The sequence below is a fragment of the Mucilaginibacter sabulilitoris genome (assembly GCF_034262375.1).
Taxonomy (GTDB): Bacteria; Bacteroidota; Bacteroidia; order Sphingobacteriales; family Sphingobacteriaceae; genus Mucilaginibacter; species Mucilaginibacter sabulilitoris.
The window spans coordinates 238,910-259,554 of the sequence record NZ_CP139558.1 but is presented as its reverse complement, the minus strand read 5'-3'; the positions used below and the strand labels follow the sequence as shown (position 1 = coordinate 259,554).

21 protein-coding genes and 1 tRNA gene are annotated in these 20,645 nt (G+C 42.4%); 12 read left to right on the top strand and 10 right to left on the bottom strand.

Annotated elements, in window-relative coordinates:
- Nucleotide 1: 1 nt before the first annotated feature.
- Genes SNE25_RS01065 through SNE25_RS01050 form a run of 4 tightly spaced genes read right to left on the bottom strand, consistent with a single transcriptional unit; the run spans nt 2 to nt 4,204 of the window.
- Nucleotides 2-1,573: an ABC transporter permease/substrate-binding protein gene (locus SNE25_RS01065; protein ID WP_321563237.1), complete on the bottom strand. Its 1,572-nt coding sequence runs from the start codon at nt 1,571-1,573 to the stop codon at nt 2-4.
- Nucleotides 1,566-2,525 carry an ABC transporter ATP-binding protein gene (locus tag SNE25_RS01060; RefSeq protein WP_321563236.1) on the bottom strand — a complete coding sequence of 320 codons (960 nt, stop codon included), beginning with the start codon at nt 2,523-2,525 and terminating at the stop codon, nt 1,566-1,568. The genes SNE25_RS01065 and SNE25_RS01060 overlap by 8 nt, the downstream gene beginning before the upstream one ends.
- Nucleotides 2,526-2,534: 9 nt before the next feature.
- Nucleotides 2,535-3,920, bottom strand: coding sequence for a mercuric reductase (locus tag SNE25_RS01055; protein ID WP_321563235.1), 1,386 nt, complete (start codon nt 3,918-3,920; stop codon nt 2,535-2,537).
- A 2-nt stretch (nt 3,921-3,922) separates the two neighbouring features.
- Nucleotides 3,923-4,204, bottom strand: a complete 282-nt coding sequence (locus SNE25_RS01050) for a DUF427 domain-containing protein (protein ID WP_321563234.1) — start codon at nt 4,202-4,204, stop codon at nt 3,923-3,925.
- Between the two features lie 193 nt (nt 4,205-4,397).
- Between SNE25_RS01050 and SNE25_RS01045 the strand changes: the two genes are divergently transcribed.
- The 3 genes from SNE25_RS01045 to SNE25_RS01035 all read left to right on the top strand — a co-directional run bounded on the left by SNE25_RS01045 (nt 4,398) and on the right by SNE25_RS01035 (nt 6,008).
- Nucleotides 4,398-4,469 (top strand) — tRNA-Glu (locus tag SNE25_RS01045).
- Nucleotides 4,470-4,675: 206 nt separating this feature from the next.
- Nucleotides 4,676-5,032: an ISAon1 family transposase N-terminal region protein gene (locus SNE25_RS01040; protein ID WP_321560923.1), complete on the top strand. Its 357-nt coding sequence runs from the start codon at nt 4,676-4,678 to the stop codon at nt 5,030-5,032.
- A complete protein-coding gene (locus SNE25_RS01035) occupies nt 5,025-6,008 on the top strand; it encodes an ISAon1 family transposase (protein WP_407666945.1) in 984 nt (327 codons plus the stop codon). Before SNE25_RS01040 ends, SNE25_RS01035 begins: the two co-directional genes overlap by 8 nt.
- Before the next feature lie 122 nt (nt 6,009-6,130).
- Here SNE25_RS01035 and SNE25_RS01030 read toward each other — a convergent pair whose 3' ends face one another.
- Nucleotides 6,131-7,384: an alpha/beta hydrolase-fold protein gene (locus tag SNE25_RS01030; protein WP_321563233.1), complete on the bottom strand. Its 1,254-nt coding sequence runs from the start codon at nt 7,382-7,384 to the stop codon at nt 6,131-6,133.
- Nucleotides 7,385-7,948: 564 nt separating this feature from the next.
- Between SNE25_RS01030 and SNE25_RS01025 the strand changes: the two genes are divergently transcribed.
- Both SNE25_RS01025 and SNE25_RS01020 read left to right on the top strand, forming a co-directional pair.
- Nucleotides 7,949-8,236 (top strand): hypothetical protein, encoded by a 288-nt coding sequence (locus tag SNE25_RS01025; protein ID WP_321563232.1) that lies wholly within the window; start codon nt 7,949-7,951, stop codon nt 8,234-8,236.
- Nucleotides 8,237-8,287: 51 nt separating this feature from the next.
- Entirely contained in the window at nt 8,288-11,959 is a 3,672-nt protein-coding gene (locus SNE25_RS01020) for an ABC transporter permease (protein WP_321563231.1), read from the top strand.
- 112 nt (nt 11,960-12,071) lie between these two features.
- On the opposite strand, the gene SNE25_RS01015 is transcribed toward SNE25_RS01020, so the two are convergent.
- A complete protein-coding gene (locus tag SNE25_RS01015) occupies nt 12,072-12,479 on the bottom strand; it encodes a cupin domain-containing protein (protein WP_321563230.1) in 408 nt (135 codons plus the stop codon).
- Between the two features lie 154 nt (nt 12,480-12,633).
- Here SNE25_RS01015 and SNE25_RS01010 point away from each other — a divergent pair, with 154 nt between their 5' ends.
- The gene (locus tag SNE25_RS01010; RefSeq protein ID WP_321563229.1) at nt 12,634-13,140 is read left to right on the top strand and encodes a hypothetical protein; all 507 of its coding nucleotides are present in this window, start codon (nt 12,634-12,636) and stop codon (nt 13,138-13,140) included.
- Entirely contained in the window at nt 13,137-13,664 is a 528-nt protein-coding gene (locus SNE25_RS01005) for a hypothetical protein (protein WP_321563228.1), read from the top strand. Before SNE25_RS01010 ends, SNE25_RS01005 begins: the two co-directional genes overlap by 4 nt.
- Before the next feature lie 119 nt (nt 13,665-13,783).
- Here SNE25_RS01005 and SNE25_RS01000 read toward each other — a convergent pair whose 3' ends face one another.
- A complete protein-coding gene (locus SNE25_RS01000; RefSeq protein WP_321563227.1) occupies nt 13,784-14,410 on the bottom strand; it encodes a HEAT repeat domain-containing protein in 627 nt (208 codons plus the stop codon).
- Nucleotides 14,411-14,780: 370 nt separating this feature from the next.
- On the opposite strand from SNE25_RS01000, the gene SNE25_RS00995 reads away from it, so the two are divergent.
- From SNE25_RS00995 to SNE25_RS00985, 3 genes are all read left to right on the top strand, one after another.
- Nucleotides 14,781-15,599 (top strand): AraC family transcriptional regulator, encoded by an 819-nt coding sequence (locus SNE25_RS00995; RefSeq protein WP_321563226.1) that lies wholly within the window; start codon nt 14,781-14,783, stop codon nt 15,597-15,599.
- Nucleotides 15,600-15,641: 42 nt separating this feature from the next.
- Nucleotides 15,642-17,189, top strand: coding sequence for an FAD-dependent monooxygenase (locus SNE25_RS00990; RefSeq protein WP_321563225.1), 1,548 nt, complete (start codon nt 15,642-15,644; stop codon nt 17,187-17,189).
- A 136-nt stretch (nt 17,190-17,325) separates the two neighbouring features.
- The gene (locus tag SNE25_RS00985; protein WP_321563224.1) at nt 17,326-17,673 is read left to right on the top strand and encodes a cupin domain-containing protein; all 348 of its coding nucleotides are present in this window, start codon (nt 17,326-17,328) and stop codon (nt 17,671-17,673) included.
- A 40-nt stretch (nt 17,674-17,713) separates the two neighbouring features.
- Here SNE25_RS00985 and SNE25_RS00980 read toward each other — a convergent pair whose 3' ends face one another.
- Both SNE25_RS00980 and SNE25_RS00975 read right to left on the bottom strand, forming a co-directional pair.
- Nucleotides 17,714-17,905 (bottom strand): hypothetical protein, encoded by a 192-nt coding sequence (locus SNE25_RS00980; protein ID WP_321563223.1) that lies wholly within the window; start codon nt 17,903-17,905, stop codon nt 17,714-17,716.
- A gap of 24 nt (nt 17,906-17,929) precedes the next feature.
- Nucleotides 17,930-18,214 carry a hypothetical protein gene (locus tag SNE25_RS00975; RefSeq protein ID WP_321563222.1) on the bottom strand — a complete coding sequence of 95 codons (285 nt, stop codon included), beginning with the start codon at nt 18,212-18,214 and terminating at the stop codon, nt 17,930-17,932.
- Between the two features lie 138 nt (nt 18,215-18,352).
- Here SNE25_RS00975 and SNE25_RS00970 point away from each other — a divergent pair, with 138 nt between their 5' ends.
- Nucleotides 18,353-19,420, top strand: coding sequence for a serine hydrolase domain-containing protein (locus SNE25_RS00970; RefSeq protein ID WP_321563221.1), 1,068 nt, complete (start codon nt 18,353-18,355; stop codon nt 19,418-19,420).
- 3 nt (nt 19,421-19,423) lie between these two features.
- Here SNE25_RS00970 and SNE25_RS00965 read toward each other — a convergent pair whose 3' ends face one another.
- Nucleotides 19,424-19,705, bottom strand: coding sequence for a hypothetical protein (locus tag SNE25_RS00965; RefSeq protein WP_321563220.1), 282 nt, complete (start codon nt 19,703-19,705; stop codon nt 19,424-19,426).
- 162 nt (nt 19,706-19,867) lie between these two features.
- Between SNE25_RS00965 and SNE25_RS00960 the strand changes: the two genes are divergently transcribed.
- A complete protein-coding gene (locus tag SNE25_RS00960) occupies nt 19,868-20,596 on the top strand; it encodes a 3-keto-disaccharide hydrolase (protein ID WP_321563219.1) in 729 nt (242 codons plus the stop codon).
- The last annotated feature ends 49 nt before the right edge of the window (nt 20,597-20,645 follow it).

The window sequence follows — 20,645 nt, the reverse complement described above, 5'->3', positions numbered from 1 at the left end:
ACTACTTACTATTCAAATATCGTTTGAGGTTAGAAATTGTTTTAATATTTAAACTTTTTGCCTGTTGTGCTCTCATCATTAAGGCATAGGCATTATTAAAGCCAATTGGCATTAGCCATTTCACCTCATATTTATCTTTAAATTCCTTTTGCACATATTTATAGGTGCTGTCTTTATTTTTTGTTACCTCACTAATTGTTTTCGGCGGAGCCTGTAATATGGCCAGTAAGCCGGTACCGGTATATTCCGGATAAAAATCTATCTGGTCATTGGTTAAAGCATCAAAGCAAATTTTAGTGCCGCCCAAACCTGTTTTAGTTGAAACATTATAATCGGTATAGCCCTTTATTAGCATGCTGTACATGTTGGCCAATATATATTGCTCTCCAAATATTTTTGACCCAATGCGTACAACGCCCCCATTGCTATTGCGTGATGGTTTGTACAGCTTATTGGCTACCAAAAAATCTTTAGCTACTCTCTCTGGGCTTTGGTGAAGATAGTCAGTACGGTAGTTTAAATCTGTCATGATGCTATCATTTATTTTGCCCGATAGCAAATTCAGCGTTTTTTCGAGCTCCGGGAATTTCCTGAGTGCATCTTCCCGAACAATGGGTGCAGCGTAATAAGGTGGAAAAATACTCTTATCGTCATCTAAAACTACCAATCCGTAAGCCTTTAAGCGGCCATCTGTTGAATAGCCGCTTATTACATCCAATTGTTTTTCATACGCGGCTTTATACATCACGGCATCGCTGATCACGATGGTGTGGATCTTTAAACCGTATTTGCTCTCCAAGCCCAGGTTGCCATCCTGCCGGCCCATAAATTCGGGTGTGAAACCAGCAGTAAGCTTACCGCCATAGGCAGTTGGAATAAAATAAAATGATGATAATAGTATAAGTACAACAGGCAAAGCATAGGCGCTGCCCCTTATTTTTTTGAAGTTGAGCTTTTGTACCAGCGATAACAGGAAATCGAAAATAATAGCCAGCAGCGCAGCCGGAATAGCTCCTGCCAGTATCATGTTGGTATTATTAAGAGAGATACCGCCGAAAATAAACTCGCCCAGGCCGCCAGCTGCTATATAGGAGGCTAAAGTTGCCACCCCCACATTAATCACAGTAGCAGTGCGGATACCCGCCAGTATAACCGGCATAGCCAGTGGAAGCTCTGCCATGAACAATACCTGCCATTTGCTCATACCCATAGCAACGGCAGCTTCCTTTACCGAAGCATCAACCCCGGTAATGCCAGTATAGGTATTGCGTATAATGGGTAGCAGCGCATACAGCAGCAAAGCCACAATAGCGGGCTTGGCGCCAATACCTAATAGCGGGATCATAAACCCAAGCAAGGCAATGCTCGGAATGGTTTGCAGCACGCCGGCAATACCTAAAACCGACCCTGATAATTGTTTTTTACGTGCGATGAGAATGCCTAAAGGTAAACCAATAAGCACCGCTATAAACAGGGAAATAAAAGTGAGCCCAATGTGTTGCAGGGTTTGCACAGCCAGCTTATCTGCCTGTTGCTGCATAAACTCAAACAGGGTTTGCTGGTGCTCAGTCATACCGTTGTTGGTTTTTGTAATGATTAAAGGCCGACATGAGCTGTTCAAAACCAACTGTTTTTATTTGGTTTTGTTCCTTAATGTTAATGGTTTCAGATTGGGTAAATTTGAAACTTTCCAACGCTGTCCACAGATCGGTATTGGCAGTTAATGCTAGGCTGTCACCTTCTTTACTTCTTTCAGGCAATAATTCCCAGATGTCGGTTAGTTTGATGGCTTTAAACTCCAATTGCAGGCGCTGATCTTTCAAAAAACCTTCAACAAATTCGCTGGCCGGTTTAAACAGTAGGTCAGCCGGGGTGCCTGCCTGTATAATTTCTCCTTTATCCATTAGGCATACGCGGTCTGCCAGTTCAAAGGCTTCCTGCACGTCGTGGGTAACCATGATAATGGTTTTCCTTTTGAGCTCATCAAGGGCCTTAAACTCCTTATGGATATTTGAACGGGTAACGTTATCAAGCGCGCCAAAAGGTTCATCCATCAGTAAAACCGGCGGATCTGATACCAGGGCCCTGGCCAATCCTATCCGTTGCTGTTGACCACCGCTTAATTCATTTGGATAAACGTGTAGATAGTCGGAACTGAGGTGCAGCTTTTCCATCAGTTCGGCGGTGCGGTTTTCAGTCTTCTTTTTATCCCACTTTAAAAGCTGTGGTACAATCGCAATATTTTCGGCCACGGTATAATGTGGAAAGAGCCCATTATTCTGGAGCACGTAGCCAATGCCTCGCCGTAATATTTCGGGTTGTTCAAGAGTGATATTTTTTCCGTTGATGAAAATATCGCCGCCGGTTGGCTCAATAAGCCGGTTGATCATTTTAAGCGTAGTAGTTTTGCCGCAGCCGCTGGTGCCCAGCAATATCATATTCTCTTGTTCCTGAACCTCAAAAGAGATGCTGTTAACGGCTTTAACTTTGCCGAAGTTTTTACTTACTCGATCAACTTTTATCATAAGCTAATGTTAATCCTCCAGGGTCATGAACAGGTTATTTAATGATTCGGAATAAAGCGGGTGGGCAAATACGCAATAACGTATCCTGTCATACGTAATACCGCCTTCCATAGCTATCTGTAGTACGGTCATTATTTCACCGCCCTCTGGGCCCAAGACCGTAGCGCCTAATATTTTCTTGGTTTTAGCATCAACAACAGCTTTCATAAAGCCACGTGTATCACCGGTTTCAATGGCGCGCGCTACATGCGCCATAGGTAGTTTAGCTACTTTGTAATCAAGCCCCTGTTTTTTGGCTTGTGTTTCATCAATGCCCACCCGGCCCAGTTGTGGGTCGGTGAACATGCAATATGGTACGGGCCGGTCTTTGGTATTCAAGTCCTGCTTTTCAATTAAGTTTCTATAAACAATAGTATAATCGTTATAGGATATATGAGTAAATGCGGGACCGCCATTGGCATCGCCCAGGCCATAAATACCCGAAGCTGAGGTTTCCAGTTTGTCGTTTACCTTAATGTTCCCTTTTTCGTCGGTAACAACACCCGTGTTTTGCAGATGGAGCGCCTTGGTTTGCGGTGTACGGCCAATGGCGATCAGGACGTGGCTGCATTTGATCTTTTTCTCTTCGCCATTTATTGATACGGTAGCTGTTATTTTGCCGCCTGATTTTTGTTTAAAGCGGGTGGCCTGTGTGTTGTTATGAATAACTATGGATTCGGCTTCCAATATTTTTTGCATTTCGGCAGAAATATCCTCGTCTTCATGCGATACTATCCTGTCCGATTTCTCCAGTATGGTAACCTTGCTGCCAAACCTGCGGAACATTTGCCCAAACTCCAACCCGATATAATTACCACCCAGAACAAGTAAATGCTCAGGAACATAATCCAGATCAAGTATTGTAGTTGAGGTAAGATAATTGATATCGTTTAGCCCGTCAATTTCTGGAATGGTGGGCAGTGCACCAGGGTTTAAAAATACGAGATCGGCCTGCAGGGTTTGTTTTTTGCCACTATTGAGCATCACAGCTACCGTTTTATCGCTGGTAAAACTTGCTTCGCCAAATATAACATCAAGATTTTTTGTTTTTTCGGCAGCACGCAGGCCCCCGTTGCGCGAACGAAGGACAATATCGTCCTTACGCTTTTTAATTAACGGCATATTAACCGAGAAACGTTTAACGGTTACACCAAGTTCTGCGCTTTTAACAGCCATATAAGCCGCTTTTGCCGATGCCACCATAGTTTTGGTAGGTGTACACCCGTCGTTTACACAGGTGCCGCCATAAAACCGCTTTTCGATGAGGACGGTTTTTTTACCTGCAAGGGCCAGCTTTTTGGCCAGTGGTGCCCCGGCCTGGCCGGCACCTATAACAATGGCATCGTACTTTTTCATGGTTATTCCGTTATTTTAACGCCTTTCCAAAAAGCTACATAATTGGTAATATGGCTGGCTGCGTCCTTAGGCTGCGGGTAATACCAGGCAGCATCCGGGTTCTTTTTGCCGTTAACGTTAAGTGTATAATAAGAAGCCAGCCCTTTCCATGGGCAGGTAGAATGGGTGTCTGTATTTTCCAGGTACTCAGCTTTTACGCTTTCTTTAGGGAAATAATGATTATTTTCAACCACAATGGTGTCATTGCTTTCGGCAATAACCTGATCGTTCCAAATTGCTTTCATGAGGTATGTTTATTTATTTATAAAGATAGCTTTAACATGGTAAGATTTACAAAGAAGAAAGAATGATTTTGTTTGAGAATAACTCAAAATAAGCCACAAATAAGGGTGTAAATATTTTTTTTAAAATTTATTTTTAATTTATCGGTAAAGCTATATCTTTGCAATCCCAAAACAAGGGAAACAAAATAAAAAAGGCCCGTTCGTCTAGGGGTTAGGACGTAAGATTTTCATTCTTGAAACAGGGGTTCGATTCCCCTACGGGCTACAAAGCCGCTTTACGAAAGTAGAGCGGCTTTTTTTGTGGGTTGACGCGAGTGTGAACACTCGCAATTATTTTCAATTAAGCGTATATGCTTACCCGGGCATGCTATTAGATGACTTAAAGGGGTCAAGCAGAAAAGTTGAGTCAAGCAGAAAAGTTGTGGGATAAGATAAAAAGTATTTGTTTTGTATTTAACGAAACACGATCTCTTGTCCAACGCATACGAAACCCTGGTCCGCCTTATACTTCCTGAAGGCTTGTTAGATTATTTTGAACTGACTGACGTTAAACCGTCAGAAAGTGGTCAGCTGAATATTTACCTGGAAGAAAAGAACCTGCCTCCTGCCGGTTATGAAAAGGCACAAATAGAGTCAAAAGGCTTTCTGCCTGAAACAGCTATCCAGGACTTTCCGATCCGTGGTCATAAGGTAGCACTCTGTATTAAACGGCGCAGATGGGAAGTAAAATCCAGCGGTGAGGTCATCACCAGGGACTGGGATTTAGTACGAAAAGGGGCACGAATGACAACGGAATTCGGCCTTTTTTTAAAAGGTATATTTGGATAATAACCCGATCAGCTGCCACTTGCTGGGCAGGCTTTACAGCGTCGACGGAAAACAGCTACAACAGCAGTATAAAGATCACCTAAGCGATTTTCATACCTGGCCACAAAAAGAGCATGCAGAAGAATGGCTGCTGTTTCCGGATAATATCGGACCGTCATTAAGCATCGATGAAACAGCCCTAAGCAATGGCGAGCTCTACACCATTATTACCAACAAAGCAGCCAAAGGCGGCAAGAAAGCGATTGTAGCGATGCTAAAAGGCACACAGGCCGAGCAGATCATGGCCGTGTTGGAACGTATTCCATTACGTAAGCGGAACAAGGTCAGCGAAGTAACGATGGATATGGCGGCAAACATGATCAAATCCATCCGCCGGTGCTTTGCTAATGCCAGCCGGGTGATCGACCGATTCCATGTGCAAAAGCTGGCTTATGATGCTGTACAGGAGGCGCGGATTAAATATCGCTGGGAAGCGTTGGATGCCGAGAATCTTGCATATGATAACGCTAAAAAGAATAAACAAAGCTATCAACCCGAAGTGTTCAGCAATGGCGACACGCTCAAGCAACTGTTAGCCCGGAGCCGTTACCTGCTTTTCAAACATCATACGAAATGGAACCTGTCACAAAAGCAAAGGGCAGATCTATTATTCCATAAATATCCGCTATTACAAAAGGCCTATCAGCTATCGATTCGGCTGGGCAGCATCTTTACCAACTGTAAGAACAAACAACAAGCTTTTAAAGGGCTGGCTATCTGGTATAATGACGTGGAAACTGCCGGTATAGATGCGTTCAGTACGGTGGCAAGGTCAGTCAAAACCCACTATGAATCAATCCTGAACTTCTTCGATAACCGGGCCACCAATGCTTCTGCCGAATCATTCAACGCCAAGATCAAAGCTTTCAGAGCTACTTCAAGAGGCGTAAGAGATACCGCTTTCTTCTTATTCAGACTCCAAAATATCTATGCCTGATTTTTTATTCCCCCAACCTTTCGGACTGATCCACTTAAAGGCGTAGCACTACAAATAACTCTGTTTCCCAATCTTACCGAGGATCTAAACATGCGCTAATCAGCACTAAAAAATATGACTTATTAGCTTTTTCTACCATTTAATAGCTTATCCAATTTTTCTTTTGTTTCTGGAATTGCTTGCAACGTTAAAGCCTTTTTAAAAGCCTCTATAGCTTTAGTCTTATCACCAATTGCCAAGTACAAATCGCCAAGTGAATCATAATTATTACTGTTAGAAGGGTTGTTGACAATATTGAGTTTGAACAAGTTTTCCGCTTTCTTATATTGTTTTTTACCTAACATCTGGTATCCTAGAATATTGACCTGACTCTCACTTGGTTTAACGGTGTATCCCATATTTTCGGAGACCTTTTTGTAATGTGCAACCAGTACCGAATCTAGATTAAAGTTTGGGTTAGCCAGCTCACTGTCATAGATTTTAAGCTTGTAAAAAGCAAAAATAAATCGAAGCGCATCATATTCTCCAATCAATCTTACGGAAGGGTGGTTGTCATCCGTGTAAAATTTGTAGCCATAGCGTAATTGATTCGTTTTATTGTTATTAAGAATTTTAATAAATTCTAAGTTACTGCGGAGAAGCGCAGTAGACCCGCTCGTGTCTTTTTGAACACTAAGCGTATCCATTCCTCTTTCCATCCGATTGGCCATTGCCATAAATAACGTTTTCTCTTGGTAATGCTGAGCGGGTAAAATCGTCTTTGCGTCTTCAACAGACTTCTTGTTATTCCACCATAAGGACGCTTCAAGAGAAACATAAGAGTTAAATGAATTTGGATGGTGAAGTAAGGTATTGATGACCGTTAAGCCTCCAAGAGAATGACCGATGAGTGTTTTATAGGTTGTGGTAGGGTAATTGGCATCGATATGAGGAATCAGTTCTTTCTCTACGAAGGATATGAATTTATCGCCATTTCCAACAATATTAGGCAGCTCTTTATCCGTACCGGTAGTTAGTTCACTCAATCTTTCCACAGGCACAATGCCAACTACAATCATGGGAGGGCAAAGGCTTGATTCTTCCATGTGCTCCGTAATACTTACGACAGTGTTGAAGTTTTCACTTCCATCCAGTATATAAACGACAGGATAATTTCCCTTATTCTTAATTTTATCGCCTCCATTGCTATTGGGGATATGTACCCAAATTTTACGTTGCTGCGCCAATATTTTTGACGAAATCGTTTCCTCGAAGCCAGTCCTAAACGGGCTGTTTTCTTGTGCATGGACATAGCAAGTAATGAAAAGGAGGGCAAGGAAACAGAAAGAAGATATTACAAAGGTTTTTGGATTGAACTTGTATAAACAGAATTTCATGATTAATATAAATGATTGCTGGGTATAATTATTAAGATATCAGCGCAAATATATATATGTTTCTCAAACGAAGAAGCTAGTTTGATGTATCCCGAAAAACTGTGTTTTGATGGTGAGTCCTATCGCACCGCTCGAAATTTAAGCAATTAAAGTATAGGCAAATATCATAAGCTATGAAGCAGCTGTTAGGCGCAAATCCGCTAAAAAGGGGTTCGAAAACCTTCCCCTACGGGCTACTAAGCCTTCAGCGAAAGTTGAAGGCTTTTTTTACTATACCTATTGCGCGCAACTTCAAAGAGTGCGGTGAAATCATCTTGAATTTTTAATTGTGATGAAACATATTCCCGACTGGCATGACAATGTCATATCGGCCGGAACTTTATTTTATGTTTGATCTAATAACCGGGAACCGGCTTAATTTTTCTTATTAATTTAGGATCTTTATGAAGATAGCATAATTTGATGCCGGTAATGAAATCGAATTATAGGTATGACCATCTTCTTATCTATAAAAGTTTCATGTATAAATCACGTTTTCTACGTTATTATTAAAACTAACGCTCAATGAAAACTCTAAAGGAATTTGAAGCATCATTAAATTCAGAACAACCCATTAGCGGGCTCTCTGTGCAATTAAAAAGCCTTTGGTATGATGGTAAAGGTGATTGGCATCAAGCACATGCACAGGTTGATCATCTGAATGATCAGGCGTCAGCATGGGTCCATGCCTATCTTCACCGTAAAGAAGGTGATATTGGGAATGCCGATTACTGGTATAGCAAAGCACGGAAAATCCGCCCGGACCTATCTTTGGAAGAAGAATGGGAACAATTAGTATTACAATTTCTTTGATCGGATAAGCCTGATATTCCATTGTATAGCTATTGATTTTAAATATTTCAATTGAATACGTATACTTTCCATATTAACACTTATGACCTGGCTTTCTTCGGGACCATCTTTATAGCGCTCACTTTTACCTTGCTTTTATGGTTCACGAAAAGGATAAACCTGGCCGCAAACCGATATTTGGCCCTGGCAATGGTTACCATTGTTTTATGGATAGCCAGGATATTGGGCATCGATATAGGGCTGTCTGCTTATGTTGCTAACTGGAGCTGGATACCGCTGCAGTTTTCGCTTTCGCTTGGCCCCCTTATATTCTTTTATGTACTTAAAATAACCCGGCCGGAATATAAATTCCGGTTTAAGGATCTGCTGCATTTTAGTCCGTTACTGCTGGAATTGGGTGCCCAAGCATTGGAAATTAGCGATAGTATAAAAACCGGCGCAGCTACTTATAAAACGGCAACCTTTCAGCAACTGAACCCGGTATTGCAATTGTTGGCGTTTGTTTCGGTTATAACTTACCTTTACCTGTGTCATCGGCTAATAGAGCGCTTTTACCGTCGATTAAAATTTAACAGGGGCGACCGGTATCGGTACGAGCTGCGGTGGCTGCATAAGTTAATCATCGGTTTCGGCCTGTTATGGCTATTGTGGATACCTTTTACAGCCGCAGATTATTTCTATTACCAGTACCAATTAAGTGTACATGCATATTATCCTTTATATCTCCTTTTAATAGTAATGGCCATCTGGATGGCGGCCATAGCTTTTTTAACGCACGAGGTTGGCGTGCCGGTCGCCCCCCATTCGTTTTTAAAGCCAGTGCTTCCCGCGGAAATGAAGCAAAGAGGTATTTGGCTGAAGAATGTCGTTAAAGCCGATCTTTATTACCAGGACCCGGAACTGAGTTTAACCTCACTGGCCGAGAAGCTTGAGTTGGGCCCTCATGAATTATCCCGGATCATCAATACAGTGCTTAAAAAAAGCTTCAATGATTTCATCAATGAATATCGCGTACAGGCGGTGGCCCGGAAAATGCAGGATCCAGCCTATGGCCATATCACCCTCCTGGGAATAGCGTATGAATCAGGTTTCAACTCCCAAAGTACCTTTAACCGAATTTTCAAACAAATGACGGGGAAAAGCCCGCTGGGATATAAAAATGACCTGAAAAAAGAGTACCCATCTTATAACTTGGGAAGCCAATCCCAATTTGCGCCGATAATTTTGAACCAAGAAACCGCTCCTAAATGGTTTCCTGACAAATTAAATCGCAATTACATGTTCAGAAATTATTTTAAAATAGCACGGCGCAACCTGATACGCAATAAAAGCTATACTGCCATTAATGTTACCGGCCTGGCTGTTGGTATTGCCGTTTGTATGATGATTTTTATCATTATACAGTTTCAAACAAGCTTTGATAATTTTCACCCGAAGAAAGATCGCACTTACCGGGTATTAACAGAATATCATCATGCAGAAACAGGGAATATATCTTATGGGAAAGATCTTCCTTTTCCGATTCCCTTAGGATTGAAAACGGCTTTTCCACAAATAGAACAGGTAGCTCCAATTTTCGCAAGCCACGATGATCAGTTATTTATATTGAATAATAATGGAAATACGGAAAAAGTATTTAAAGAGCAGCGGGGTGTATTTTGTACAGGGCCTTCATTCTTTAAAATATTCAACTTTCCGCTGCTTGCCGGTTCGTATGAGTCATTAAAAGCCCCGAACAACGTATTGCTTACAAAAGAAATAGCAGAGAAATATTTCGGCGACTGGAAAACAGCGGTAGGTAAAACCATTAAACTACAGATGGGCGGCTATATGTTTGAACACGGCACCGATGTATTGAAAGTTTCCGGTATCCTTGCTACCATACCTTCAAATACAGACTTTCAGTTAAAAGTAGTTGTAGCTTATGGAACAGGGTTTACCGGGGATTATTTATCAAAATCAACCGATTGGAATGGAACGGTAGCTGACTTTGGTTGCTACGTTTTGTTGCCGCCGAATGCTTCTGCTGACAATTTTAATCAACAATTAAGCGCATATTCACAAAAAGTGAAATCTTCTGATGATAAGAACAGTCATATTATACAACCATTAAGTGCGATACATTATGATACCCAGGTTGGTAATTACAGCAACAAAACTATCAGTCATCAACTGCTCAATGTATTGTGGCTTATTGCGGCATTCATCCTGTTAATTGCCTGCGTAAACTTTATCAATCTTTCCACCGCACAAGCTGTTAATCGCGCAAAGGAAGTTGGCGTAAGAAAAGTTTTGGGGAGTAATAAATCCCAGTTGCAGATCCAATTCATCGTTGAAACATTTTTGATAGTTACAAGTGCTGTAATGCTTGCCGCGGTTATTACAATTATTGCATTGCCTTTTGTAAATCAACTTTTGGAACTTTCGCTTTCATTCAACATACTGAACAACCCCGCAATTATTCTATTTCTGTTGATCGTAACTATTGTTGTAACCGCGCTCGCCGGTTTTTATCCTGCTATTGTTTTATCACGTTTCAATCCCGTTAATGCCTTAAAAAGCAAGCTCACAGCAAGCCCGGCATCTGGAATTTCATTAAGAAGGGGGTTGGTAGTGTTTCAATTCATCATCGCTCAGGCGCTGATCATCGGGACACTTATCATTGTAAAGCAAATGAATTATTTTATTGATCAACCGTTAGGCTTTAATAAAGATGCCATTGTAAATGTCCCTTTCCGTGTGGATAGTCTTCGAATAGCCAGGCTGGATTATTTAAAGAACCAGTTATTAGCGGTAAACGGCGTGCAGGCTGTGAGTTACAGTTCCAACACCCCGATTGAAGATAATAACGATACGTGGAGCACGATCAGGGTTAACCATGCAACTAAAGAATCGGACTTTAAGGTTATCACCAAATTTGCCGACGAAGGCTATGTGCCCGCTTATAAATTACAACTGATAGCCGGAAGGAATTTGCAGCACTCCTCTTATACCAGAGAGTTTTTGGTGAATGAGTCACTCGTGAAGAGTTTAGGATTTAAAAAGCCGGAAGATATACTGAACAAAGAAATAAGCACATGGAATAATCAAATAAAATGTCCTGTTGTTGGTGTGTTGAAAGATTTTAATGACAGATCTTTTCGCCACGGGTTGGCACCATTGCTTATTGCCACTAACAACACCATGTACAACCAGGCCGCAATAAAACTTGTAACCACAAACATTTCTTCTACAATGCAATCTGTTAAACAAATATTTGATAAAACATTTCCAGATTTTGTTTATGAATACAAGTTTTTAGATGATAAAATTGAAAGCTTTTACAAACAGGAAAATCAGTTAGCGGCTTTGTATAAAGTTTTTGCAACAATCGCCATATTCCTCAGCTGTTTGGGATTATATGGTTTAGCTTCATTCATGGCAGTGCAGAGAATAAAAGAAGTTGGCATCCGTAAAGTGCTTGGCGCTACTTCAAGCAGTATTGTTTATTTGTTTTCAAAAGAATTTGTCATACTTATTGCAATTGCCTATGCCATTGCCATACCCATTGCATGGTATTACATGCACCAATGGCTGCAAGCCTATGCTTATCGCATCAACATCAGTTGGTGGTTAATTGCTACAAGCGGACTTGTTGCAACAATTATTGCACTTGCAACGATAAGTTTCCAGGCAATAAAAGCAGCAAAAGAAAATCCGGTGAAGAGTCTGAGAAGTGAATAATTTGTGCAGCCGGACAATAGAGATTAGGTTGTAAACGTGTGATTTGAGATTTAGTTGAAACGAAATGAGATATCCATAACAAGGAGTTTATGATCTGCCTGTTGGTAATTCTTTATTTGTTTTCTTCAAACCATTTTACCATGGAAGGCATATTTTTCTCAAATCCTCCAGGAATATCGAAATTCAGCATGCCTGCTTTTTTATTGGTCCGGTTTGCAAAGTTGTGTATCGTGTTCCTGGGAATTCTGATAAACGTCCCCCGGTCAGCTTCTATCCATTTGTCTCCGGTAAGTATGGAAATAGTGCCTTCAAGCACATAAAAAACCTGGTCCTGGTCATCATGCTGATGTGGGCCTGGCCCGTTGGAGTTTGGGGCAAGCCACCATTCTGAAATGCTATATTGATCAGCTGTTTCATTTTCGTCTGCTTTGAAAATGGCAGTCATCGCTCCCAAATGATAGACCCGTCCTTGTCCTGCCGTTAGAATTAGTGTTTGGCTATGGTCATTTTTATGTTTCATCTTTATTAAATATACGAAAGTTTTCAGCTGGTATAATGCAACAATAATTTATGATCAGTCATCGGTATACCAGGGTAAATTCATCTACTTTTTTTGCAGTTGCTCTATAAAATTTTGCGCGTCGTTCAATCAGTCTTAAATTTATCCTATGAAAGTGACAGTAAGAACGATTTTCTTATTTTTAGGCTGCTTATACTTCAGCATCCTGCATGCCCATGCGCAGGCGGTACCCGCTGATCACTCACGGGTTTCCGCTGTTTTCGTAGCCAGCACCCCTTGTAGCCCAAGGACCAAACCACTGCCTGGTATCCCGAGGGGGGCTGGTTGTGAACTCATTAAATGGGAGCTTCGGCTCGTCAGGGACACCGGAAAGTACAGCTCTGGGAACTATGTAATGGATTGTACGTATGGAATGCCCAAACAGGGCGCCAGGGGGTTTATCAATGGCGGCCGCAGTCTTCACCGGGAAGGGAAATGGACGATCATAAAAGGCACCGCAACGAATCCGGCGGCTATCGTTTACCGACTGGATCCCGGCAAACCGCAGGTGTCCGTCTCATTCCTCTGTTTAAACAAGAATTTACTCCATTTGCTCGACAACCGTGATCAGCTGATGATTGGGACTGGTGCCTGGAGTTACACACTTAACCGTATGCAATGATGAAGCCGCTTATTTTTATCCTATCCACATGCCTGAGCTGGTCACTGATCCAAAGTGCCAGGGGGCAGACCGCCGCCGCGGACAATAAGGTATCGGAAAGCGTTACCTTCAGGGAAATGCCAAAAGGGCCAGCCGTTTACGGGATATTTGAAGGCCGCTCTCCCTGCGGGATCAGCCGGCGGATGAATGCCGACATGGCGGGCGATTGCGATCACCTCAAATGGCAGCTTATTTTGTTCCGGGACATCGTTACGCTGAAACCTGCTACTTTCTTGCTGACTACCGAAATGTTTGACGGGAAGCCGCTGAAGGGAAAATGGGCGATTATTCGCGGTACCAAAAACGATCCCAAGGCGGTGGTCTTTGCACTTAGTTATGGCCAACCGGGACAGGTGCTCTACTTGTATAAGGGTGATGAAAATGTCCTTTTTATCCTGGATGAAAAGCGGGAACTCCTGACAGGCGACCAGGATTTCAGTTATACCCTGAACCGGGTACGCAAAGTGCTGCGTCCACTACCGTGATCATTCAAACTCGGGCGCCAGGCACCAAAACATGGGCATTATGCAGACAGCATCATCATACCAGTTGGGCTGGCAGGATGATTTATGGTTATTGAAAACAAATCAAAACTATACAAGGGTCATTTACTGAATTTCTTTATTACTTTTTCCACCCGTTTGCGTTTCGTATCCTTTTCAATATCATCCAGGCGGGATATCAGGGTTTTAACAAAAACACCTTTATTATCGTCATTGATCATCGGTGTCGCGAGTTCTGCGTACATAGGTAGCTGGTTGGTCGGGCTGTTTAACAATTGTTCATTTAGCAAGATGAAGGCATCGTTCGCATAGGTTTTAAATGCACAAACACTTATTAAAATCCTGATCGCGTAATCCTTAGTGATCACAGAGCCGTTGTCTGCCGCCATAACAATCCGGGGGAGCTCCTCGTAAATAGCTTTCGGATTTTCACTTATAATCGTGTAAAGCGCAGTCATCGCGCCCCATTGCAGCCGGTTATTTTTATGATCAAGCAGCGCGGTGAAAGTTTTGGAATAAGCCGAGATCAGACCCGGTTTAAGTTCGCCTATCTCATATAGCACCTTGATGCAGTCGTTTTGAATGTCCTTGCTTTTATGCTGTAAGTTTTCGACAAGTTCCTGGACAGCCGTCTCATCATTAGTTTCAGCGATCTTTTTTGCAAGTTCCTGGTTAGGTATCTCGTCCCGGCGGCCCAGTGCGGAGGCCAACTGATTAATTACGCTCATTTGTTTTTCACCTTTCCAATTTGGGGATTTTTTTGTAAAAAATCCAGTTAAAAATCCCGGAATGCTCATTGCCTTCATTTTATTTTTAGGAGTTTCGAAGAAAATAGAACTTCATTTCTCGGGTACGACGCTATGATACAAGAGATGATCTTAACCTTAAAATGACCTTCCTTCTAAGCATGTCGACAAATCTTTCAAAAGCACTCCAAATTTACTGAATCTTTTATTACGCCTTCTTCAAAAATAAAGTAGTTGCATTTCAGGCCCTCACAAAAATTGTTTTCCTATACGGAATAGTTTGAAATGTCCGGTATCTTTAACTAATTTAAAAAGATTACATCCCTATAATCCCAAATAGTTATCTTTCAAAATGCAGCACCAAGAATTTGAACCTCCTGAAGAGCTACGGGATACCATAAAGTGCTTTTGGCACAACACCAAAGACTCTGAAGAAATACAATCAAGTTTCGAGGTGCAGCCTGATGGCTACGCTGAAATTATTTTTTATTTCGGAAACCTCCGGAGCGTTTCTTACCATGGGGGTTTGCAGCCATTGCCTTCACCGTTTATGATGGGCCTGCTCAATCAGCCTGCTGTTTTTTTTACGCAAAACCGTTTAGAAATTATTGGTATCAGGTGCTTTCCCTGGACTGTGTTCGATTTGCTCGGGCTACAGTCCGGTAAAGACGGGCTACACATATTTGAGCACCCCATCGCCCAGCTTCAACCCACGTTAAATAAGTTGATTCATGCCGGCCGGGTAGAAGAGGCGCTGGACCACGTAAAACAATATTTCTTGAATGTACGGTCGCGGATTACTGCCAACAGTATGTTATTTAAAGCAGGAGTTGCTATGCGCGAAGCAAACGGTACCATGCCGGTAAGCCAGGTAGCGGCGGCGGCCCACGCAACGCTTCGCACACTGGAAAGAAACTTCAAGCAATCTTCTGGTCACACTGTTAAAGATGTGTCGGCTCTGATACGTTTTGAGCAGGTGCGAAACTGTTTATGGCATTACCCTGATACCAATCTTGCCGGCTTGGCTCACGAGCTGGGCTATACAGATCAATCCCACCTAAGTAGGGAATTTAAGCGCTACAGCGACACCACGCCGGCGGCATTCGCGCGAAAAGCGAAGAAAGGTAAGCAGGTTGTAAGCGACGATTTTGTCGCGTTTGTACAAGCCTGATGCGACGGCATTCCTGAATTTTGTGCTTTCAATAATGCTAATATGAAAGCTACACAAAATCATTCTATATACGACGTGATCATTTCCGGCGCAGGGCCTGTAGGCCTGTTCGTTGCCTGCGAATTGGCCCTGGTTAAATGCTCAGTCCTGATACTGGAAAAGGCGGAGGATCCAATCTCGCCCTTAAAGCAACTTCCTTTCGGGATAAGGGGGCTATCGGCGCCTACTATTGAAGCGCTTTACCGTCGCGGGTTGTTAAAAGACCTAGAGATACATAAACGCGTCAAAAACCCGCACCAAAATGCCGGACAGGGGGCGCGACGCCAGGTAGGGCACTTCGCGGGCATTCCATTTCATGACGGCGATATTGACAAATCACAATGGACATACCGCCTGCAAGGCGCTACAGACACCAGTTTAATTTCCGAAATACAAGAGCTTGAAACGTTGCTGGCCCGCCGTGCGGAAGCCTTAGGTGTAGTAATCAAGCGCGGGCTTGCTGTTACCGGCTTTCATCAAACTGCAGATGAGGTAACTGTTCAGTCCGGTGATCAATCTTTTAAAGGTAAATGGCTTGTGGGCTGCGATGGGGCTCGTAGTGTTGTTCGCAAAATAGGCGGCTTTGAGTTCGCCGGTACGGAGCCTGAATTTACCGGCTACACGGCAAAAGTGGACATAGCCGACCCGGAAAAGCTCAGCCCGGGCCGAAATGTGACGCCCATAGGCATGTACTTGCAATCGCAGCCCGGTTATCTGATGATACAGGATTTTGATGGCGGGGCATTTCATAGTTCAGAAAAGCCAATCACACTTGAACACATACAGGAGGTGCTACGGCGCGTATCGAACACCGATGTTACCATCAACACCCTGCACATAGCAACCACCTGGACTGACAGGGCACGGCAGGCCACCACCTACCGCAACGGGCGAGTGTTTTTGGCCGGCGATGCTGCGCACATTCATGCCCCGTTGGGGGGGCAGGGCCTTAACCTTGGGCTGGGTGATGCCATGAACCTGGGCTGGAAGCTCGCCGCAACCATCCAGGAGAAAGCCCCGGAAAGCTTGCTGGATAGTTATTATGCCGAACGGCACCCAATTGGTGTGCAGGTTCTGGACTGGTCACGTGCCCAGGTTGCAATCATGAAACCAAATCCGCAAGCCCGCGCACTGAATACAATTCTTCGCGACCTTATAGATACGCGCGATGGTGCCACTTATTTTGCAGGACGGGTGTGGGGTATTTTCACACAATATGATCTCGGTGGCCACCACCCACTTGTAGGTCACAGTGCTCCCAATTTTGAGTTGGAAGACGGCACCAGGATTGGCGAGCTAATGCAAAGTGGCCAGGGAATACTGCTTGATTTTGGTATGAATGCTTCACTAAAAGCTTTCGCAAGTGAATACAGCGATCAAATGAAGTATGTTTCGGGTCGGGCGAAAGAGCAATTAGGGTTGAGTGCCGTACTCATACGCCCCGACGGTACTATCGCCTGGGCTTCTGACAGTGATCCCGATTACAGCGAACTCCAAAAGGCTGCCGTGCAATGGTTTATTTGTAATTCAGGCATCAAACGTAAAAGCTGAATACCAAAGTAAAATTGTTTTATCAGCCCGATAAATTTTACGCTGCTTATAGTATCTTCATACACAAACCCGATTGTTCATGATTATTATATGAACAATCGGGTTTAATGTCAGTTATCTTAATATCATAATCAGTATGACTATCTCATCAGCCAACATTGTTGATCTTAATGAGCACAGCGGGAAAGCCGCCGGAGGCTATAAAAATTTCCCTCTCTCAGAAGTAAACGACCACGTGATAAGGATGAGCATTATGACGGAAGATTTTTACTGGCATTATCATCCCAACTCCGATGAAACGTTTATTGTTATTGAAGGAACACTGATGCTTGATCTCGAAACCGGAACAATAGAACTTAATAAAGGCCAAATGATCACGGTGCCTAAAAATATTGCCCACCGCACACGCCCAAAAGGGGCACAATCTGTAAATCTTACCATCGAACTCACCGCTATGAAAACCGTTCGTATAGAAGCCGAATAGACCGCCAATTCAAGTTATCGCCTTAACGTGCTATTCTAACCTATTTTTCGAATTCGTCGGGATTAATTTCGGGCTTGGGGTTTTCATCTGGAGGTATTTCCCGGGGAATATTTTCCGGTGCCTCTTCAGGGATCTGAGGTTCGCCAGGATCGGTAGATGGTTTAATTTCTGGCCTTTCGGGTTGCACCGGCATTTCGTCAGGTTCAACCGGCATAGTTTTTTTCTTACCCATGATATTTCATTTTTTTGAAACAAATTATTTTGACTTAAACTGGGGGTGTTTAGCTATTTGCGCAGCTATGCCCGATAGGTCCTGGCCGGTTAAAGCTCCGGCGCCATCAAAATCAAAATGACGCTCGCTATAAACTTTAATAGTACCTAATAAGCCATCTTCAGGAACATCTACTGATCTGGATTGTTCGTAGTCTATCCAGTCCTCAGCTTTATCCGCTGCGTAGATTTTAAATGTGTTGCCATCTGTTTGCGGCTTAAACCTTAGCAATCGCTGACCCTGGCCAACTCTTATTTCAAATGCTTTCATTTTAAATAGGTTATCTCTATAAAAAGACATTTTTAAAAAGAAAAGGTTTGGCAGGTTTAGGTTTTTAATAATATTTTGAATGCGTGAAAGTTAGGAGTATGGAATAAATATTTAATTTTAAGTTCCTAAATCAAATCAATGAAAAATATAAGCTTTATTGTATTCATTCTTGTTGCAAATTTTGCCAGTGCGCAAATCAAAAATGTAAATAAAGTGGTTGATTCCTGCATCAGCAAAAGAAACTTTAATGGTGTTGTATTAATAGCCAAAAATGGTAAAGTTGATTACCTTAAGTACACGGGCATAGCCAACAGGCATTACGATATTAAATTTTCAGACAAAACCAGGTTCCAGATTTTTTCTGTTACTAAAACATTTACTGCTGTTTTAATTATGCAGTTATATGAGCAGGGAAAAATTAACCTTGACGCCACTATTTCCACCTATTACCCTGAATATAAAGGGGAAGCTGCCAAAAAAGCGACCATCAGAAACTTGCTTACTTACAGCAGCGGCAGAGACACAAAGGAAATGCAGCCAAAATATATACCAGAAGCGTACGACCAGAATTTATGGCCTGTTGATACTTTTATTAACAGATATTGCTCCGAAAAATTAATAGATACACCAGGCACCAAATTCAATTACAGCAATGGCGACTTTATTATATTGGGTAGAATAATTGAAAAGATATATAACAAGAGCTTTGAAGATGTATTAAGAGAAAAAATTCTGCGCCCGCTTAAAATGAATAATACTGATTATCTGCATCATGAGGATATTATAAAAAACCTGGACGAGGGGTATTATAATAAGGAAGGCAGTGTAGATTCATTAATTATGCCTACCAATCATTACATGGATAATCATTTTTCTGCCGGGGCCATGTATTCTACCGCGCAGGACCTGCTAATCTTTGACCAGGCTATTTTTAATCATACCATACTTAAAAAGGCTACGGTTGACCTGATGTTAACACCATATAAACAACTTGGGGATGTGGCATTTGGTTTTTGGGTGTATCCTAAAAAGATTGGCAAGGAAAATACGCTTTTTGCCGAAAGGCAAGGCGGTGGCTACGGGCATAACTCCAACTGGGTACATTTGATAGATAAAGACATAACACTCATTTTACTCTCCAATACAGAAACCGCCGATTTAAATAAAATGCGGGTAGACGTATTGGGCGCCTATTTAGATCGATAAATATTAGTTTAAATTACGTGCATCTTCATGGGAGGAATCGTCTTTGTCGTATTTCCACAACCCATAGCTTTTTGTCCAGCCGTGGGTTTTGTATCGGTACCAGAAATGCAAAGCCAGTGAAAAAATAAACAGCACAAGCAAAATGATCCAAAGGAGTTTGCTCCCCCAAAAAAAGTACAGGATACAGCCCAACACAATGTACTTTATAACCCGAAACCCAACCGGTTGAGATTGTTTGGAGAATGCAACCTCCAGCTCCCTTTTTATGGTTTTATGAAATGTCATTTTTCAAATTGCTTATATCAAAGATAAAACCCCAATCGCTGATTTAATGCAGATTGTCTTCCTTTTAATTCTGAAATAATTTCAGCAGTTATACCGGGATTGTACAGGATTGTTATTCCATTCTTTGTGTGCATCTTTCATTAACTAATTATCCTAAATATTATGAAGGTCAATAAATTGTTACTGCCGGCAATGCTGTTGCTTGTTTTATCATCTGCATTTACGTTAATTGAACGGGCCGATAAAGGTTTTAAACCCATGTTTGATGGTAAAACACTGAATGGTTGGGAGGGCGACCCAAAATACTGGCGGGTAGAAGATGGTGAAATTGTAGGCGAAGTTACTCCCGCAATACTCTTAAAAGCCAATACTTTTCTGATCTGGAAGGGCGGCCACCCGGCCGATTTTGAATTGAAGGTAAACTACCGTATATCGGACAATGGCAATAGCGGCGTAAATTACCGGAGCGTGCGGATTGACAGCCTGCCTTATGCCCTGAAAGGGTATCAGCAGGATATTGACGGGAAAGATAAATACAAACTGGGCTATCCCCGTTACTCCGGACAAAATTATGAGGAACGCGGTCGGCAATTCCTTGCCCTACGCGGACAAAACGTTGTTATTGAAAACGGTAAACCGCCACAGGTAATAGATTCATTAGGGTCAAAGACCGAACTGTTGAAAAGTATAAACTATGATGGCTGGAACCAATTGCACATTATTGCCAAAGGAAACAAGCTGCAACATTACCTTAATGGCAAACTCATGAGCGAGGTGACGGATAACGATACCGCTAACCGCAAGCTGGATGGGCTTATCGGCGTACAGGTACACGTTGGGCCGCCAATGAAGGTTGAGTATAAAGACTTTATGATAAAGATTTTAAAATAGGCTGTACAATACGAAGGGAGTTAATGCAACATTAACTCCCTTTATTGTT

What these genes read in the sequence shown, in the direction of transcription:
- SNE25_RS00975 (WP_321563222.1), bottom strand. Translation starts at nt 18,214, where the DNA reads ATGAAAGCATTTGAAATAAGAGTTGGCCAGGGTCAGCGATTGCTAAGG.
- SNE25_RS01000 (WP_321563227.1), bottom strand. Translation starts at nt 14,410, where the DNA reads ATGAGCGTAATTAATCAGTTGGCCTCCGCACTGGGCCGCCGGGACGAG.
- SNE25_RS00960 (WP_321563219.1), top strand. Translation starts at nt 19,868, where the DNA reads ATGAAGGTCAATAAATTGTTACTGCCGGCAATGCTGTTGCTTGTTTTA.
- SNE25_RS01015 (WP_321563230.1), bottom strand. Translation starts at nt 12,479, where the DNA reads ATGAAACATAAAAATGACCATAGCCAAACACTAATTCTAACGGCAGGA.
- SNE25_RS01025 (WP_321563232.1), top strand. Translation starts at nt 7,949, where the DNA reads ATGAAAACTCTAAAGGAATTTGAAGCATCATTAAATTCAGAACAACCC.
- SNE25_RS00965 (WP_321563220.1), bottom strand. Translation starts at nt 19,705, where the DNA reads ATGACATTTCATAAAACCATAAAAAGGGAGCTGGAGGTTGCATTCTCC.
- SNE25_RS00980 (WP_321563223.1), bottom strand. Translation starts at nt 17,905, where the DNA reads ATGGGTAAGAAAAAAACTATGCCGGTTGAACCTGACGAAATGCCGGTG.
- SNE25_RS00995 (WP_321563226.1), top strand. Translation starts at nt 14,781, where the DNA reads ATGCAGCACCAAGAATTTGAACCTCCTGAAGAGCTACGGGATACCATA.
- SNE25_RS01050 (WP_321563234.1), bottom strand. Translation starts at nt 4,204, where the DNA reads ATGAAAGCAATTTGGAACGATCAGGTTATTGCCGAAAGCAATGACACC.
- SNE25_RS01060 (WP_321563236.1), bottom strand. Translation starts at nt 2,525, where the DNA reads ATGATAAAAGTTGATCGAGTAAGTAAAAACTTCGGCAAAGTTAAAGCC.
- SNE25_RS01005 (WP_321563228.1), top strand. Translation starts at nt 13,137, where the DNA reads ATGATGAAGCCGCTTATTTTTATCCTATCCACATGCCTGAGCTGGTCA.
- SNE25_RS01030 (WP_321563233.1), bottom strand. Translation starts at nt 7,384, where the DNA reads ATGAAATTCTGTTTATACAAGTTCAATCCAAAAACCTTTGTAATATCT.
- SNE25_RS00990 (WP_321563225.1), top strand. Translation starts at nt 15,642, where the DNA reads ATGAAAGCTACACAAAATCATTCTATATACGACGTGATCATTTCCGGC.
- SNE25_RS01055 (WP_321563235.1), bottom strand. Translation starts at nt 3,920, where the DNA reads ATGAAAAAGTACGATGCCATTGTTATAGGTGCCGGCCAGGCCGGGGCA.
- SNE25_RS00970 (WP_321563221.1), top strand. Translation starts at nt 18,353, where the DNA reads ATGAAAAATATAAGCTTTATTGTATTCATTCTTGTTGCAAATTTTGCC.
- SNE25_RS01065 (WP_321563237.1), bottom strand. Translation starts at nt 1,573, where the DNA reads ATGACTGAGCACCAGCAAACCCTGTTTGAGTTTATGCAGCAACAGGCA.
- SNE25_RS00985 (WP_321563224.1), top strand. Translation starts at nt 17,326, where the DNA reads ATGACTATCTCATCAGCCAACATTGTTGATCTTAATGAGCACAGCGGG.